This is a genomic window from Paenibacillus sp. TAB_01 (assembly GCF_043945595.1).
GTDB lineage: Bacteria > Bacillota > Bacilli > Paenibacillales > NBRC-103111 > Paenibacillus_S.
The window spans coordinates 6,680,615-6,696,838 of the sequence record NZ_JBIFNP010000001.1; the positions used below are offsets into that span (position 1 = coordinate 6,680,615).

Here is a 16,224-nt window from a genome sequence, read left to right on the forward strand (position 1 = left end):
CCTGAGACAAAAACATATATCAAGAAAGGATGATGGAACGATGAACCGGATAACCAATCATTTGGAGCAGATCGATCTGATCGGCAAGCTCGCCGACCTGAAAAACGCCCACTACCAGAATGCGCTGATGGTCAGCGCGTTAATTGAGGTGCTGGTTGAAAAAGGCATCATCACCGCTCAAGATATCGCGACAATGTCCTCCTCCCTGGATGCGGCCTTTACTCCCGCTACTCCGTATCCAGCCGATCCCACTCCGTAGCCCGGTCATGATACGTATCCATGAGCCGTGCCCGATGATCCTCCGGCTCCAGGCGCTCCTCTACTACGTTATTCACGGTCAGCCTGGCCAGATCCATCAGATTGTGATCACGGCTCAAATGCGCCAAATAGACCCGTTTTGTCTTTGTTGTCATTACATCGACCAGTCCGATCCCCGCCGCTTCGTTGGATAAATGGCCGAGATCGCTCAGGATGCGGCGCTTGATGTTCCACGGGTATTTCCCCATGCGCAGCATCTCGATATCATGGTTGGACTCCAGAACGAGCACATCGCTGTCCTGAATCTGTTCCTTCACCTTGGCGCTCATATAGCCCAGATCCGTCGCCAGGCTGAGCTTCTCGTCCCCTTCGTAGAAGCAGTACCCAACCGGCTCAGCCGCATCGTGGGAAATACCGTACGACTGCACCTGGAGCGATCCGAAATCCCGGACCTCGCCGGTTTCCATCACGCACCGCTTGTCTTCGGCGATTTCCCCGACATGCCGGTTCAGCTCTTCCCAAGTCTTCTCATTGGCATAGATCGGCAGATCAAATTTGCGGGCTACCGCTCCCAAGCCTTTAATATGGTCGGCATGCTCATGCGTCACCAGAATCGCATCCAGCTCGGACGCCGACATTCCTTTTTCCTTCAACAGCTGGTCGATCTTCTTGGCGCTTAGGCCGGCATCGATCAGTACCTTGCTGTCCTCCGTCGCCACTACCATCGCGTTCCCCGTGGAACCGCTGGACAATACCGTAAAACGAATTCCCATCTGACTGACTCCCATCTCCTCATAGCCTTGCTGCGGCGCTGACCTGTTCCCCTAGCCAACAACCGAATAAACCGCCTTCGCTGCCCATTTCCCCGGTTAGTACATCCCGTCATCCAACACGATCAGCGGGCATGCCCAATGAGGCACAAGCATCCGCTTTTCGCTCCGTCAGTTTCCGTCGCTTTACCCTGGCTACTTCTTGTTCTTCTGTGGAAGCTCGACAGCTCCATTCAGCGCATTGACATAATATATGTCCCCATCCCCGTTCCCCAGCACAACCCGCCAATACGGCACCATAAACATCGTCTGCGAGTTGAACACCTGACCGTGGTATCCGAGCTTAATGCTCGTAACGACACTGCCGCTGGGAAAATAGGTCTCGATCAGGCTCCTGAGAACCGTGTACGGCGAAATGACCTTCTGCTCCTTCTGGTCGCTCTCCGACTGAACCTCCACATACCCCTGGCTGTAAGAAGTAATTAATCCATTCTCCTCGTTCAGCTCCAGCTTAACCTCAAACATCGGCACCGAATTGTACAGCTGATGAAACACGTACACACCGTTCACGCTGAGCACCGGATCGTATTGGTACGCATCCAGATTCGGAATGACGGCCTTGGCCGCCGTATCCTTCGGTGACCCCCGGCTGAGCAGCGGACTGTATTTAAACGGCGTGCCGAGCGGAATCCTTTTATCCGACTTCATCTTCTCATCGAATTGGACGACGATCTCCTTCAGCCGCGGAATTTCCTTCGGCATCTCCGCCGACACCTGGATGTTCTTGCTTTTTAACAGCCGCTGTATTTCCTCGGCCGCGCTCGCCGTGTTCGCATCGAATTCCAGAAGGTCGGACCGGGTTGTCCATAGCTGGTAGCCGAGCACAACGTTGAGCATGAAGAATGACAAAATCAGAATTAATTTGGCCCGGCCCCAGTCCATGGGCTCACCTCCCCAACGCGTTTTCGTTGAAATGCCTGCCTTTGCAAGCAGCCCTTACTCCAGAAATTCATACGTTCCGTCGCGCAGCTCAACCGTCCATGTCGGCACCAGCTCGACCGTCTGCTCCCCGACAATCGGGCGGTAGCCCGGAAAAACGGAAATGACCGCCGTCTTCTTGCTGTACTGATTCAGCTTCGCATCGAGCTCCTCGCCGCCAATGAGCGAGCCGTCTTTTTTGACGACGCCCCTCGGCTCGGGAATCATGGTCGAACGCTCGTAGCTGGATACGACGCCTTTTTGCAGCACCATCTTTATAAAGCCGATATTATCGCTGTTCTGATTAATAATCGGCAGCGAGCCGTAGTACTGCCGGAAAATAAACGCCTGATTGGCCGGCAGCAGCCGCTGAGGCACCTTTTGCACCGCGTATGTGCCGTTCCAGCCGCCATGCTGGTTCACAAACTGAACGGCTGACAGCAGGTTGTCCTTCAGGTCGACCTTGCTGTCGACAGGCGCCACAGGGTCGGAATACGTCATCCAGCGCTGATCATTCTTCAGCTGCAGCCCCCGTTTGCTGTCCGTATAAATCTCTGAGCCGTCCCGCTCCGATATGTTGCGCGTAATCGCCGGATCGACGAAGAAGCTGCGTTTCAGCTGATCGACCGTGTAGGAAATGTACGGCAGCTTATACACCGGAAAACCAAGCGGCTTGGCAGGCAGATAATAATCGCCGTTCGCCATCGCTTTGTAAGGAGTAACCTCTTCCATCGTTACGAAACGCTCGATATCCTTAGCGGAAATATCCGCCTTCTGAACCTCGTAGACCGTGCTCGCCGTATCGGTAAAAAGAATCGTACGAACCTCGTCCTTCGTATCTTTGGCGAAAATCCAAATCTTCGTAATCACATCATTATCCGCGGGAAGCTCGCCCTTGAGCTGCATGACCCGCTGAAGCACGTCAATCGGCACGCCGTCGCGGAACCGAACCTCAATCCCCTGCTGCTTATTGCGGATATCGTCCCAATTCAGGTTGAGCGTGGACAGATTCGTCTTGCGAAAACCGTCCAGCGTCCGCTGCTTCACATTGTCCAGAATGGAACTGTACGCCGCCGTGTCGGGGTAAAGTACGGTGTGTACCTGGTTGCCCAGATGCATCACGATTTCGTTCGGAAACAGCAGATCCTCCAGCGGGGCCTGCGAACCGATCGGGTCGGTCTTCACATATTCCTCCTGCACCAGCGGATCGAACTTCGGCGAATTGTACGAGAGAAAATACGTTTGCAGCAAACTGAGCGATACCAGCAGCACCAGCAGGGCTGTTTTCAGCTTTTCCATCATACCGCCGCCTCCTCCTCATGCAGATAAGGAAGCGTGAATGTAACCTTCGTTCCTTGGCCAAGCTCCGATTCCAGCGTAATCGTCCCGCCGTGGGCCCTTACTATTTCCCGGGCAATCGATAGGCCCAGACCCGTACCGCCCATACTGCGGGAGCGTGCCTTATCTACACGGTAGAACCGTTCGAAAATCCGGCTTAAATCCTTCTTCGGAATACCGATCCCGTTATCCTGAACGGAGATTTCCAGCAGCTTCGCATCCGGACGGGTCGCACGAATGATAATATGTCCCTCTTCCGCCGTATATTTAATCGCGTTGGATACGAGGTTGTCCAGCACCTGATCGATGCGGTCGCGGTCCAGCACGATTTCCTCCACGTCCGGCTGAACGTGAATTTCAACCCGGATCGAACGCTGTTCCAGCTGGAACGAGAACCGGTCCGCCACCTCGTCGAGCATCTCGCTGACATCGGTAACTTCTTTGCTGATAATCGCCTGCTTGGAGTCAAGCCGGGACAGCTGCAGCAAATCCGTAACTAGTCGTATCATCCGCTCCGTTTCGTTGCGTGTAACGCTGACGAACTTGGACGCCACCTTAGGCTCTTCCAGGGCGCCGTCCTCCAGCGCTTCCAGATAGCTTTTGATCGTCGTCAGCGGCGTGCGCAGCTCATGAGATACGTTGGCTACGAACTCGCGCCGGGATTCCTCCAGCTTCTCCTGGTCCGTCACATCCTGCAGCATGGCGATCGTGCCCGCCGAGCCTTTGCCCTTGCTGTGAATCGTCGTAAACGTCACGCGGACGGACAGCTGCTCTTCTTCCTCATCGTGATAAAAATGCATCATCAGCGTCGGGTCCTCTCCGGGTCCTGCTGCCGCATCGATTCCCTCGTGATGCCCAGCACTTCATACAGAGGCTTACCGAGCGTCGTATCCTCGTTCACCTGCAGAATCTGCTTCGCTCTGCGGTTAATGACGATGACATGTCCCTGATCGTCGGTCGCAATAAGACCGTCGTTCATATTCGTCAAAATGGAAGCCAGCTTCTCCTTCTCTTCCTCATTGAGGGAGAGAGCGTCCTTCAAGCGCTCCATCATAAAATTGAACGTCTGCCCCAGCTGCCCGATCTCGTCCTTGCCGAGCACCGGCACCTTGTCGTTGAAGCGCCCCTCGGCTACGGCCGTAGCCTGCCTTGTAATGGCCTTGATCGGCGACGTAATGGTAGCCGTCAGCAGTACGCCCAGCACGGCTGTCAGGCCTAGTGCAATGAGCGTACCGGTGATCAGGAACCGGTTAATCCGGTTCATCGTGTTGTAGAGGTCTTCCATGGAGGCAATAATGTACACGGCCCCATTGACCTTAACGCCGGAGCCGATCGGCTTCGCAATGATCATCTTGCGGATGCCGTCCAGATCGGTGAACATCCGCTGGTTGTCCTTGATCCCCTGCAGCGCGCGGCTGACCTCCGTCTGCGTGTTCTTCTGGCCGACAATCGCCTGATGGCTGGCCATCGAAGTGGAGAGCACAATCCCGTTCGCATCGATCACCTGAATCTCCGCATTGCTTATCGCGAACAGGTTGTTCACGACATCGTTCAGATCGGCATACGTCTTCCGGGTATCTCCCGCTTTGTTGTCCTCATTGTTAGCCGATAAATACGGCTCCACAAACTGCGTCAGCAGCAGCGCCTGTTTATTGTGCGAATCGATAAAGTCCGTCTTGAAATAGCTCTCCAGCGTACGGATGAAATATACTCCGATCAGCTGCATCGCGATCAGGATCAGGAGCACATAAATAATAATCAGCTTCGCTTGAATCGATTGAAAGAAACGAAGTCCTTTCATCGCTTAGAAGCCTCCGGTCTTCGGGTTGCGCATCATATAGCCGAGACCTCTGCGGGTCAAAATATATTCCGGCCGGCTCGGATCATCCTCGATCTTCTCGCGCAGCCGGCGAATCGTCACGTCGACCGTGCGGACATCGCCGAAATATTCGAAGCCCCATACCGCCTGCAGCAAATGCTCGCGGGTCATGACCTTGCCGCAATGCTTCGCCAAGTACTGGACCAGCTCGAACTCCCGGTGCGTCAGGTCCAGCGCCGCGTCATCTTTATATACGACATACATGTCGCTGTCGATAAACAGGCTCATGATCCGGATGCCCTGACGCGCTTCCGCTTCCTGAACGGGCGCCGTCTGCGCCTTCGTCTGTCGGCGCAGATGCGCCTTCACCCGGGCCAGCAGCTCCCGCGTCCCGAACGGCTTCGTCACGTAATCGTCCGCGCCAAGCTCCAGTCCCAGTACTTTATCAATCTCGTTATCTTTCGCCGTCAGCATAATAATAGGCGTGTTCAGCTTGACGCGTACCTCTCTGCAGACGTCCATTCCGTCTTTTACAGGCAGCATCAAGTCAAGCAGAATGAGATCCGGCTCCTCCTTGAAGGCCAGCTCCACCGCTTCCCCGCCGTCATAGGCACAGATGACCTCGTGCCCTTCCTTTTCCAAATTAAATTTCAATATATCCGCAATCGGTTGTTCATCATCGACAACGAGTATTTTCGCCAATCTCGATCACCGCCTTGAGAACTTGACATGGTATTAGGAATGGCTTATTTGCCTATTCCTTGCTCCCCTCTATCTTACCACACATGGAAGCAAAAAGAGACACGGACAAGCAGCTTTCCTGCTTATTCCATGCCCCTTTTCAGTTCAAAACAATTCTATGAATAATGGCTCTAACGCTCTAGCGGTTCAAATATTTCAAAGGATTTTGCGGTACCTCATTAACCTGAACCTCGAAGTGAAGGTGGATGCCTGTGGAGTCGCCCGTACTGCCCATATAGCCGATTTTCTCGCCCTTCTCTACGATCTTGCCTACCGTCACATCAATCTGGCTTAAATGCCCGTACAGCGTCTTATAGCCGTTCAAATGGTCGAGAATAATCGCATTTCCGTAGCCCGACTTCACGCCGGCAAAAACAACCTTACCGTTATCTGCCGCCATAATATTGCGGTTGCCCGTCAAATCGATTCCTTTATGGAAAGCGCCCCACCGGGTACCGAACGTACTCGTAATGTTGGAGGAGAGAACCGGCCAAGCAAATTTGCCCGTCCCTTCGCCCTTCACGACCTTCGTGCCTTTGCGCACAACGGCGGTTACCGGCTGCTGCACGACCTCTTCATTCAGCACCGTCTCGTCCGTCATCAGACCGTTTACCTTCGTAACCTGAATCATGACCTTCTTCACGCCGTTCTGTCCGGCTTTGATCACCTCGGACTCGCCCAAACGCATTGAATCGTCCTGCTGGGTTTCCGTCTCGTATTGAATTTCCTGCGTTTCAGCAACCTTCTCCACCGTACGGACAGCCAGCTTCGGCTGCAGCACGGTCAAATCGAGCTGCTGGCCTACCTTGATCATATCGTCGGTAATCGTCGGGTTGTTCTGATAAATAACCTGCTTCGGAATGTCCAGCTTCTTGGCGATGCACGACACGCAGTCGCCCTTCTCTACCGTATACTTGGTCGGCTGAACGTCGCCGGTCTCCAGCTTCTTCTGCATTTCATCCGGCTTCATAACGTCCTGCGGCTGCACGTCGACTTCCTTCAAATCTACCTTTTGAACGAACTCTACCTTTTGCAATTCTACCACTTCGGCATTGGATGCCGGCGAGGCGGACAGCACTTTAACAACGCCGGAATTTTTCTTCTTCTCCAGCGCCGTTGCTTTGATCGATTCCAGTACTTTATTGGCCGTTGATTCGTCCTTCACGACCCCCATCGGCTTCCCGTCTACGATCATCTCGATTCCTACCGGATGCGCCGTAATATAGCCCGACAGCTTGTCCATCACCTGTTGTTCCTGAGCCTTTGCCATGAAAGCCTTTTCAGGTGTAAATTCGATCTCCGGAACGTTAACCGACATCCGAACGTCAGTGCTGCTGTTGGACAATTCCTTGACCTTCGCGTCCTTGAATCGCTCCACGGTGTCCTTATCTTTAACGGTACCCAGCTCCTGGCCGTTTACCGCCACATGGTACACTTCCGAAATATGGCCGTGCACATACGCATTCCCGCCCCACACCAATACGGTTACGGCGCCTACGACAGTGGCCGTCTTAGCCAGCGTCCATTTATTGATTCGTGTGCCTTGTACTGCGATTTTATTTGTTGTTTCATTCGTTTCATCATTGGTTACCGGTTTGACCTTTAGCTTGGCAGTCAAGTTGCGTAATTGGAGCTGGGACAGCTTCTGTCTGGACTTGTCCAGCAGGCTCTTCACCCCGTCCATTCCCTTGAAAACTCTCATGATCTACTCCTTTTAAGTCCATTTTTACGAGATCTACATAAAAAAGCCTAAAATAGGGATAATAATCTTGCAAACAAGCTTTATGGCTATTCCATTCCCTATAGGGTACGTGCAATTGTTGTCAAGGCTGATTCCAGCCGAAATCACTGCAAAATGTAATATTTGTCACAAATCTAAATGTTCCTTTATCAATTTACCATAATCCATCTGCTTGTTTCAACATTATTCGCGGTCGCAGGGGTGTTTCCCCTCGTTTCGTGGCAGGAGTGTGAAGTTAATCAATGGAAAATATTACGGCTACCTTCCGCAGCTGGACGGATATCGAGCAGGTCTCGGCCGCGCTTCGCGAGCAGGGCGCCATTAATATTCATGTGGAATCCGATGGCACAGCATCCTATTCCTCCCCTGACCCCCTTGGTTTGGAAGCGTCCTTGCAGCAAGGGCTGACAGCATCGCAGCCGGACTGGAGCGGCGAAGAACCGAGCTATACGCTGCAAGTAATTGTTGAATCCTCACGGTCCCGCCAGGCGGCCGACACCATTGCCCGGTACGGCGGTCAGCCCTAGGACGGCCAATATACATTGCAGCTGCGGTGAAACAACGCTCAATCAATCAATTAAGGAAAGCTGCTCGTCATCGATTCTGGTCATGGCGGAAAAGATAGCGGCGGCCTTGGAGAATAGGCAAGCAAAAACAGGCGTCCCCTCTATGAAAAGGGACGCCTGTTTCTTTTAATTCGTCTTGATCATGCCGAGCAGCTGGTTATATTCGTCCTGCTTCAAATATTTTTGCAGCACCTGCTCGATTTCCTTCAGCTCGGATGCGGTAATGCCGTCCTCCATGAGCCGGGAGATACGCTGCATTTCATCCTGCGGGATCCGGGAAACGAGCAGATTGAATATTTTATTCTTGTCCTCGTTGGACAGCTGCTCCTTCTTCTTCGTGAAGTCCTCGCCGGATACGACGACCCGCCGATCCGCATCGGAGGCTTCGGAGCCGCTTAGCCCGCTCCCGGAGGAACCGGCGGCGCCAGCGCCAGACTGTCCGCTCTGATGGCCGAATACGGCAATCGCGTCCTCCGGCGGGTTCTTGTCCGCAGACGTGCCGTTCTTGACGGACGGAGCCGCGGGACTGCCGCTTCCGGTTCCCCCGGCGCCTGAGGTTCCTGAAGTGCCCGTGCCCGCCGCGCTGGCGCCGGAGGATGCTCCTGTGCCTTGCGGACCCGTACCGGATACGCCCGTATCCGTCCCTCCCGCGCCTGATGCGGCACCGCCCGATGCTCCACTCAGCGCCCCGTCTGGCTGCGCATCGGAGGCTCCCCCGCTCCCGCTGATCGAGCCGGAAACCGGCTGATCCGCCGGGGGCTGTTTTTTGTCGCCTAAGGCAACGCTCGACGAATCGATCTTCGACGAGCTGCCGGACAGCGACAGCTGCTGCGTTAACCGGCCGGCCAGCTGCGACCAGCTGGGGGTCGATTGTACCATCGGCTTCAACTGATACTGCTCCAACACTATATCAACATAAGTCTGAATCACCCAAAAGGTCGACGCTATACATACCGCTGACGTAATTAGTGCACTAAGAATAAGCTTTGTCAGCCACTGAATGCCTCTCATTGTTTTTTATCATCTCCCTAATGCTGGAATCATGCCGCCTCCCCTCCAGTATTGACCTTTTTGGCTGAATACAACCGCTTCTCGAAAAATATTCGCCGTTCGGCGCTCCTCTCGCTCTCCCCGTCCGTGCCCGTTTGAACAAAAAAAAGACCCCGCGGCCTTCCAAACATAAGATGTTCGGGCTCCCGGGATCTTTTCTGATCAATCTATTTGATAGTGCATCTTATTAATAAATCGGTTTTACCAGGTTCGTTTGCTCGCGGTTGCGGCCGACGGAGAAGATGGCAATTGGAATGCCTGTCAGCTCGGATACGCGCTCCACATAACGTCTTGCATTCTCAGGCAGCTCTTCCAGCTTACGTACGCCGGTAATATCTTCGCTCCAGCCTGGCATTTCCTCGTACACCGCTTCGCACTCGGAGAGCATTTTCAAGCTTGCAGGATAATGCTCGATCACTTCGCCGCGGTATTTGTAGGAGGTACAAATTTTGACCGTCTCCAGCCCTGCCAGCACGTCCAGCGAGTTCAAGGACAGACCGGTAATACCGCTCACGCGGCGGGCATGGCGAACAACGACGCTGTCGAACCAGCCGACACGGCGAGGTCTGCCGGTTACGGTACCGTACTCGTGACCTTTTTCACGGATCAGATGGCCGATTTCATCGTGAAGCTCCGTAGGGAACGGACCGTCGCCGACACGGGTCGTGTACGATTTCGCTACCCCGATAATTTGCTGGATCTTCGATGGCCCTACGCCGGAACCGATACATACGCCGCCGGCCGACGGGTTGGAGGAAGTAACGAACGGATACGTACCTTGGTCAATATCCAGCATAACCCCTTGCGCACCCTCGAACAGCACCTTTTTGCCTGCATCGATCAGATCGTTCAGCACAACGGAAGTGTCCGTCACGTAAGGACGAAGCTTCTCGGCATAGCCCAGGTATTCTTGAATGATCGTTTCCGCATCCAAGCCTTTGGAGCCGTATACCTGCTCGATCAGCACGTTTTTCTCAGCTACCATGTGGCGGACTTTACGCTCGAATTCCTCAGCGTCCATCAAATCGGCGATCCGGATACCGTTTCTTGCCGCTTTGTCCATATAGCAAGGGCCGATCCCTTTGCGGGTCGTTCCGATTTTGTTATCGCCTTTACGCTCTTCTTCCAGTCCATCCAGCAGCAGGTGGTAAGGCATAATCACATGCGCGCGGTCGCTGATGCGAAGATTTTTGGCGGAGAAGCCGTTCTCGTGAACGTAAGCGATCTCCTCCAGCAATGCACCCGGATTGATAACCATCCCGTTACCAATCACACAAACTTTATCTTCATAAAAAATGCCGGACGGCACCATCGTCAATTTATACTTCTTATTATCGATCAGAATCGTGTGGCCCGCGTTGTTACCGCCTTGGTAACGAGCAACGACCTCCGCCGACTCCGCCAGATAATCGGTTATTTTCCCTTTTCCTTCATCGCCCCATTGGGTTCCGACAACTACAACCGTTGACATATTCATAACCCCCGTCAGGTGAGTGTTCACCTATATTTAGCCAAAAGGCATAAAGCACCATCAAATAGTTTATCAGCACCCGGTAGTAAAGTCAATAAAAACGAACAATGATAGATGCCTCTTAATCATTGTTCGGGAATGGTTTATATGTAAGCGGTAAGCGCCGCGAGGCTCTTACCCTGTTTTTTTCAAGACCAATGTTCCCCGTGCAACATCTTATGGGGGGTTCCATCTTAACGATCGGCAAACGGCTGATTCACATTGCATCCGGACTTTCATCATGGAGACCAGCTACATCCAGACACCGGATGCGGCAAGTTATTTCCTAGCCTACTTCCTGATGCGTGCGATCCAAGCCGACGAATTTATTGAAATTTTTAAGGAAAGCCAGCTCTACCGTGCCTACCGGACCGTTCCGCTGCTTGGCGATAATAATCTCAATAATGTTCTTCTTCTCGGACTCTTTATCGTAGTAATCGTCACGGTACAGGAACGCAACGATATCGGCATCCTGCTCGATCGAACCGGATTCCCGCAAGTCGGACATCATCGGACGCTTGTCCTGCCGCTGCTCTACGCCCCGGCTGAGCTGGGACAAGGCGATAACGGGAACGTTCAGCTCCCTGGCAATCTGCTTCAGCGTACGTGAAATTTCGGAAACCTCCTGCTGCCGGTTATCCCCTTTGCCGCGGCCGTGGATCAGCTGGAGGTAGTCGATCAGGATCATCCCGAGCCCCTTCTCCTGCTTCAATCTGCGGCACTTGGCCCGGATATCGGCTACCGTTACCGACGGCGAATCGTCGATGTAAATATTCGCTTCCGACAGGGCGCCGATCGCCATCGTCAGCTTCTCCCAGTCGTCGCCTTCAAGGAAGCCTGTCCGCATCCGTGTCGCGTCCACATTCGCTTCAGCGCAGATCATCCGCTGAACGAGCTGAGCGGCGCCCATCTCCAGACTGAAGATGGCGACGGTTTCCTTCTCGCGCACCCCTACGTTTTGCGCGATATTCAAAGCAAACGCCGTCTTCCCTACGGAAGGACGGGCGGCAACAATAATCAAGTCGGACCGTTGAAAGCCGGCCGTCATTTTATCCAAATCCTGAAACCCGGATCTCACTCCCGTGGCTCCGCCCTTGTTGTTGTACAAGAACTCGACCTTGTCGAAAACCTCCATCAGCACATCGCGTATGGCGATAAAGCCCGTGCTCGAGCGCCGCTGGGAGATTTCAAGAATCTTCTTCTCGGCATCGCTCAGCAGGTCGCCTACCTCGTCGGACCCGGCGTAGCCGTCGGTCACAATATTCGTAGCCGCACGAATCAAACGGCGCAGCATCGACTTCTCTTCGACGATCTGAGCGTAATAGTCGATGTTCGCCGCCGTCGGCACCGCATTGGCGAGCTCCGACAAATACGTAATACCGCCGATCTCCTCCAGCTGCTGCTTGTTTTGCAGCTTCGCCGTCAGCGTAATCAAGTCGATCGGCTCATTTTCTTCCGCCAGCTCGATCATCGACTCGAAGATGCGCTGGTGGGAAGTGCGATAGAAATCATCGCCGGTGATGCGTTCCATCGCAGTGACGAGTGAATCGCTATCAAGCAAAATAGCGCCGAGCACGGCCTGCTCGGCTTCCAAATTTTGCGGAGGGATGCGATCCATAAACATACCTTCGTTCAAGTTCGTCTCCTCCTATATTCAAAGGTTTGCCCTCAGGCAAACCTGAGCTTGCTGCAGTACTCCGGTGAGGTACCTTCCTTCAGCCGCTGTTGAAATCCGTGAAATGGATTCGAATGAGCGGTATGTTCTCAGATTTCACACGTGGACGTTAGCTTGAATACCTCACCTGCGTTGAGGCCACTGAAAAAGGCATCGCTCCGCGTACGGAACATTCTTCCGATCGCTGTTGTCCCTGGATTTCTTTGATTATATCCCGCTCGTAGCGGTTGAAATCCAAGGACAAAGGCGAACGCATTCGCTTCTACAGAACGATTCCGCACGCTCCGCTAGTTTTTCAGTGGCCTCCCTGCGTTAAAGTTTATCTCTCACCTGTTCCAGGTTTCAGAACAGCCCGAGGTCTGTTCTGAAACCCTTCTATCCATCTCCGGCAAAAGCCGGATTATTCTTCCGCTCTTACTCTTCCGTGACATGCACCTTCAGCTTGGAGGTAACTTCCGGATGCAGCTTGACCGCCACTTCCGTGACACCCAGCGTCCGAATCGCGTCATCCATCACAATTTTGCGCTTATCCAGCTTGATCTGCTTTTGTTTCTCCAGCCCGTCGGCCACCTGCTTGCTTGTGATCGCTCCGAACAAACGACCGTCTTTCCCGGACTTCGCTTTCAGCTCCACCGTCAATGTCTCCAGCTTTTGCCCCAGCTCCACAGCATCGGCTTTCTCCTGATCCTTCTTGCGCTGTTCGGCCTTCTTCTGGTTGTCCAATACTTTGACAGACGAATCGTTAGCAGCTACGGCCAGCTGCTGCGGGAACAAGAAGTTCATTGCGTAGCCTTCGGACACGTTTTTAATTTCTCCTCTTTTTCCTTGACCCTTAACATCCTTCAACAAGATTACTTTCATTCGAAAAGCCCCTCCTCTGCGTGCATCTCATTTAATATTTGTTTTAACTTTTGCGCTGCTTCCCCAACGGTACTTTCCAGCTGTGTCGCCGCATTGGTCAAATGACCGCCGCCGCCCATCCGTTCCATCACGATTTGCACATTCATTTGGCCCAGTGAACGGGCGCTGATGCCGATTAAACCGTCAGGGCGTTCACTGATGACGAAGGAAGCCATCACGCCTGTCATAGTTAACAATGTATCAGCTACTTGCGCGATGAGCAACTGAGAATATTTGCGATTCGGCTCCGTCACCGCCAGAGCGATGTGATCGAAAATAATGACCGCATTCTTAATAATCTCCGAACGCTGAATGTAAGCGTCCAGATCCTCCTTCAGCAAGCGCTGAATCAAGGAGGAGTCCGCTCCGTTGCGGCGCAGGAAAGACGCTGCTTCGAACGTTCTCGCGCCTGTGCGGAGGCTGAAGCTCTTCGTGTCCACAACGATCCCGGCCAGGAGCGCCGTCGCTTCCAGCACGCCCATCGTCAGCCGTTCATTGAAATACTGCAGCAGCTCCGTCACGAGCTCGCAGGTGGATGAAGCATACGGCTCCATATACACAAGCGTCGCGTCCTGAATGAATTCCTCACCGCGGCGGTGATGATCGACAACGAATTTCCGCTGCGTCAGCTGCAGCAGCTTCGGCTCGGCTACCATGGAGGCTTTATGCGTATCCACAACGACCGCCAGCGAACGCTGATTCGTAATTTGCATTGCCTGCTCCGGCGTAATAAACCACCGGTTCAGCTTCTCGTCCTCGTGGATCGTATCCATCAGCTTTTGTATCGAAGGATTGATTCCTTCGAGTACGATATAGCCTTCCTTGTTGCTGACATGTGCCGCTTTCAGCACGCCGACCGCCGCGCCGATCGAATCCATATCCGGGTAGCGGTGGCCCATGATGATGACCTTCTCCGATTCGCGGATCAGGTCTCGCAGCGCATGGGAAATGACGCGGGCTCTGACGCGGGTCCGTTTCTCAATCGCATTGGAGCGCCCGCCATAGAAGGAAAGCCGCTCCCCTACCTTCACCGCCACCTGGTCGCCGCCGCGGCCCAGCGCCATATCCAAGCTCGTCTGAGCAAGCTGTCCGAGCTCCGTCAACGATTCCACGCCGGAGGCGATACCGATGCTCAACGTCAAAGGCAGCTTCTGCTCGATAGTCATATCCCGGACTTCATCGAGAATTTCAAACCGCGACTGCTCGAGCGCTTTCAGACCTTTTTGGTTCGATCAGGATCAAGTAGCGGTCGGACGCCGTCCGGCGCAGGTACACTTGATTCTTTTGCGCCCATTCGGTAATCTCGCCCGTCACACGAGCCATCATAATACTTCTCGTCTGGTCGTCCATCCCTTGGGTGGCCTCGTCCAAGTTGTCCATAGTGACAATCCCCATGGCCAGCTGGCTCTCCTCGTATCTCGCCGAAAGCGTCCGGTAGGCCGTAATATCGGTAAAATAAAGGAGGCGTTCGTCCGGACGGGCCTGCACCAGGTAAATTTGCTTGCCGATCGTGACTTCGAACTTCGTTTCCTTGACTTCCTTATCCTTGCGGGACTTCATTGCAGGAATCAGGTCAATCACAGATTCGCCGATCAACGACTCTTTGGAGAGCATTTTCGCAACAAACGGATTATGCCATTCAACGATCTTCTCTTCATTGTACAGCAGGATCCCCAAAGGAAGCTCCTGGATGACTTCGTTGCCGGCTCGTTTGATCCGGTGGGACAGCGTGCCGACATACTCATTCAAGTCTTTCCGGAAGGCCTGCTCGGCCTGCAGCGTATAGTAAATCAGTACACCGCAAAGAAGCAGGGCGATCACGCTGACCACCCATTGATAAGCCATAAGAATAAAAATCAAAATCGTCATTAATGCAAATATCCATACGATATGCAAGCCATGCCATCGCTTTAGCAGGAACTTCGGCATTTCACTCGCTCCTAATCATTTCATTATTTTCGGGTCATCCGTTCGCGAATCGGAAACGCTACATCAAAAACGCCCAACATACTGAACATGAAATAAGCTGGCGGGAAAAAGACCAACACCACGATCCCTCCGTAGGGCAGCGCGCGATTCCACCGGTTCCGATGGGCCACGAAAAACAGAAAAGCTACCGCTTGCACCGCGAACACCGCCGTCAAGAGAGGCAGCAAATTAAGAAGCAGAGTAAAAAGAATCGAATTCGTATCTTTTACGAAAAATTCCATAAACAAAGCAATCAGGTAATACCAGACAAAAGAGCGCGGCAGCATCCATTCCCGAATCGACTTGAACGCCGGCAGCCCTTCTCCTGAACGGTTCAACAGCTTTCTCGCCAGCCAATGAGTGACTACAACCAGGAATATCGAGTAGCCGATCATATACAGCGGCAGCATCTGGCTGACCAATTGCACCAGCGTTTCCTTCTCCATCGCCAGCATGCTCTGCAGCTGTTCAGGCAGCGTATTCATGCTTTCCATCATGAACTGCTTCATTTTATCGATCATATTGAAGCCCAGCGCATACCCGACTACAAGGCTGACCAGCATTTCCACCAGCAGCGTTACCGTACCTACCGTAATGACCGAGCGTGCCGGAGCCCGCTTCTTATATAAATTCCCCATCTGAATGACCGGAGGCAGCAGAAACAATGACATCGCTATCAGCAGAACACCTGCCCAGCCTACCATCATCAACGAGGTCAAGACATAAACCAAGGCCAAGCTGATACCGTAATACAAGAGAAACTTCTTCGTATCCAGCTTCACATACAGAATGACTACCGGAATCATCAGTAGGTGAAACGTAATTAAGCTAAACGGAGTTAGCACAGACAGGAGCAGCACAATGGTTGCCACGCTCCAGCCTAACATACGTACGGAACCCTTCCCCAACA

14 protein-coding genes and 2 pseudogenes are annotated in these 16,224 nt (G+C 53.3%); 2 read left to right on the forward strand and 14 right to left on the reverse strand.

Annotated elements, in window-relative coordinates; genetic code table 11:
• The first annotated feature begins 40 nt into the window (after positions 1 to 40).
• On the forward strand, positions 41 to 259 hold the full coding sequence (locus tag ACHHV8_RS32595; RefSeq protein ID WP_395163325.1) for a hypothetical protein: 219 nt from the start codon (positions 41 to 43) through the stop codon (positions 257 to 259).
• Here ACHHV8_RS32595 and ACHHV8_RS32600 read toward each other — a convergent pair.
• The 8 genes and pseudogenes from ACHHV8_RS32600 to ACHHV8_RS32635 all read right to left on the reverse strand — a co-directional run bounded on the left by ACHHV8_RS32600 (position 228) and on the right by ACHHV8_RS32635 (position 7,606).
• On the reverse strand, positions 228 to 1,031 hold the full coding sequence (locus tag ACHHV8_RS32600) for an MBL fold metallo-hydrolase (RefSeq protein ID WP_395163326.1): 804 nt from the start codon (positions 1,029 to 1,031) through the stop codon (positions 228 to 230). The genes ACHHV8_RS32595 and ACHHV8_RS32600 overlap by 32 nt on opposite strands.
• Positions 1,032 to 1,223: 192 nt before the next feature.
• Entirely contained in the window at positions 1,224 to 1,970 is a 747-nt protein-coding gene (yycI, locus tag ACHHV8_RS32605; protein ID WP_395163327.1) for a two-component system regulatory protein YycI, read from the reverse strand.
• 54 nt (positions 1,971 to 2,024) lie between these two features.
• Positions 2,025 to 3,308 (reverse strand): YycH family regulatory protein, encoded by a 1,284-nt coding sequence (locus tag ACHHV8_RS32610; RefSeq protein ID WP_395163328.1) that lies wholly within the window; start codon positions 3,306 to 3,308, stop codon positions 2,025 to 2,027.
• Positions 3,305 to 3,853, reverse strand: coding sequence for a sensor histidine kinase (locus ACHHV8_RS32615; protein ID WP_395163690.1), 549 nt, complete (start codon positions 3,851 to 3,853; stop codon positions 3,305 to 3,307). The genes ACHHV8_RS32610 and ACHHV8_RS32615 overlap by 4 nt, the downstream gene beginning before the upstream one ends.
• 12 nt (positions 3,854 to 3,865) lie before the next feature.
• Positions 3,866 to 4,147, reverse strand: a pseudogene (locus ACHHV8_RS32620) (histidine kinase dimerization/phospho-acceptor domain-containing protein); the annotation flags it as partial.
• A complete protein-coding gene (locus tag ACHHV8_RS32625) occupies positions 4,147 to 5,145 on the reverse strand; it encodes a HAMP domain-containing protein (protein WP_395163329.1) in 999 nt (332 codons plus the stop codon). The pseudogene ACHHV8_RS32620 and the gene ACHHV8_RS32625, both read right to left, overlap by 1 nt.
• A gap of 3 nt (positions 5,146 to 5,148) precedes the next feature.
• On the reverse strand, positions 5,149 to 5,865 hold the full coding sequence (yycF, locus tag ACHHV8_RS32630; protein ID WP_395163330.1) for a response regulator YycF: 717 nt from the start codon (positions 5,863 to 5,865) through the stop codon (positions 5,149 to 5,151).
• A 178-nt stretch (positions 5,866 to 6,043) separates the two neighbouring features.
• Entirely contained in the window at positions 6,044 to 7,606 is a 1,563-nt protein-coding gene (locus ACHHV8_RS32635; protein ID WP_395163331.1) for a peptidoglycan DD-metalloendopeptidase family protein, read from the reverse strand.
• Positions 7,607 to 7,887: 281 nt separating this feature from the next.
• On the opposite strand from ACHHV8_RS32635, the gene ACHHV8_RS32640 reads away from it, so the two are divergent.
• On the forward strand, positions 7,888 to 8,172 hold the full coding sequence (locus tag ACHHV8_RS32640) for a hypothetical protein (RefSeq protein WP_395163332.1): 285 nt from the start codon (positions 7,888 to 7,890) through the stop codon (positions 8,170 to 8,172).
• A 165-nt stretch (positions 8,173 to 8,337) separates the two neighbouring features.
• Here ACHHV8_RS32640 and ACHHV8_RS32645 read toward each other — a convergent pair whose 3' ends face one another.
• The 6 genes and pseudogenes from ACHHV8_RS32645 to ACHHV8_RS32670 all read right to left on the reverse strand — a co-directional run bounded on the left by ACHHV8_RS32645 (position 8,338) and on the right by ACHHV8_RS32670 (position 16,201).
• Positions 8,338 to 9,099 carry a hypothetical protein gene (locus ACHHV8_RS32645; RefSeq protein ID WP_395163333.1) on the reverse strand — a complete coding sequence of 254 codons (762 nt, stop codon included), beginning with the start codon at positions 9,097 to 9,099 and terminating at the stop codon, positions 8,338 to 8,340.
• 349 nt (positions 9,100 to 9,448) lie between these two features.
• Positions 9,449 to 10,732 carry an adenylosuccinate synthase gene (locus ACHHV8_RS32650; protein WP_395163334.1) on the reverse strand — a complete coding sequence of 428 codons (1,284 nt, stop codon included), beginning with the start codon at positions 10,730 to 10,732 and terminating at the stop codon, positions 9,449 to 9,451.
• Positions 10,733 to 11,057: 325 nt separating this feature from the next.
• Complete coding sequence (dnaB, locus tag ACHHV8_RS32655; protein ID WP_395163691.1) at positions 11,058 to 12,395, reverse strand: replicative DNA helicase; 1,338 nt, start codon at positions 12,393 to 12,395, stop codon at positions 11,058 to 11,060.
• Between the two features lie 465 nt (positions 12,396 to 12,860).
• Positions 12,861 to 13,307 carry a 50S ribosomal protein L9 gene (gene rplI, locus ACHHV8_RS32660; protein WP_395163335.1) on the reverse strand — a complete coding sequence of 149 codons (447 nt, stop codon included), beginning with the start codon at positions 13,305 to 13,307 and terminating at the stop codon, positions 12,861 to 12,863.
• Positions 13,304 to 15,275 (reverse strand): annotated as a pseudogene (locus ACHHV8_RS32665) (DHH family phosphoesterase). Before ACHHV8_RS32665 ends, rplI begins: the two are co-directional and overlap by 4 nt.
• A 23-nt stretch (positions 15,276 to 15,298) precedes the next feature.
• Positions 15,299 to 16,201 (reverse strand): DUF2232 domain-containing protein, encoded by a 903-nt coding sequence (locus tag ACHHV8_RS32670; RefSeq protein WP_395163336.1) that lies wholly within the window; start codon positions 16,199 to 16,201, stop codon positions 15,299 to 15,301.
• Between the last annotated feature and the right edge of the window lie 23 nt (positions 16,202 to 16,224).

Coding starts and splice junctions, on each gene's coding strand:
- ACHHV8_RS32595 (WP_395163325.1), top strand. CDS start 41: ATGAACCGGATAACCAATCATTTGGAGCAGATCGATCTGATCGGCAAG.
- ACHHV8_RS32600 (WP_395163326.1), bottom strand. CDS start 1,031: ATGGGAATTCGTTTTACGGTATTGTCCAGCGGTTCCACGGGGAACGCG.
- yycI (WP_395163327.1), bottom strand. CDS start 1,970: ATGGACTGGGGCCGGGCCAAATTAATTCTGATTTTGTCATTCTTCATG.
- ACHHV8_RS32610 (WP_395163328.1), bottom strand. CDS start 3,308: ATGATGGAAAAGCTGAAAACAGCCCTGCTGGTGCTGCTGGTATCGCTC.
- ACHHV8_RS32615 (WP_395163690.1), bottom strand. CDS start 3,853: ATGATACGACTAGTTACGGATTTGCTGCAGCTGTCCCGGCTTGACTCC.
- ACHHV8_RS32625 (WP_395163329.1), bottom strand. CDS start 5,145: ATGAAAGGACTTCGTTTCTTTCAATCGATTCAAGCGAAGCTGATTATT.
- ACHHV8_RS32635 (WP_395163331.1), bottom strand. CDS start 7,606: ATGAGAGTTTTCAAGGGAATGGACGGGGTGAAGAGCCTGCTGGACAAG.
- ACHHV8_RS32640 (WP_395163332.1), top strand. CDS start 7,888: ATGGAAAATATTACGGCTACCTTCCGCAGCTGGACGGATATCGAGCAG.
- ACHHV8_RS32650 (WP_395163334.1), bottom strand. CDS start 10,732: ATGTCAACGGTTGTAGTTGTCGGAACCCAATGGGGCGATGAAGGAAAA.
- dnaB (WP_395163691.1), bottom strand. CDS start 12,395: ATGTTTATGGATCGCATCCCTCCGCAAAATTTGGAAGCCGAGCAGGCC.
- rplI (WP_395163335.1), bottom strand. CDS start 13,307: ATGAAAGTAATCTTGTTGAAGGATGTTAAGGGTCAAGGAAAAAGAGGA.
- ACHHV8_RS32670 (WP_395163336.1), bottom strand. CDS start 16,201: ATGTTAGGCTGGAGCGTGGCAACCATTGTGCTGCTCCTGTCTGTGCTA.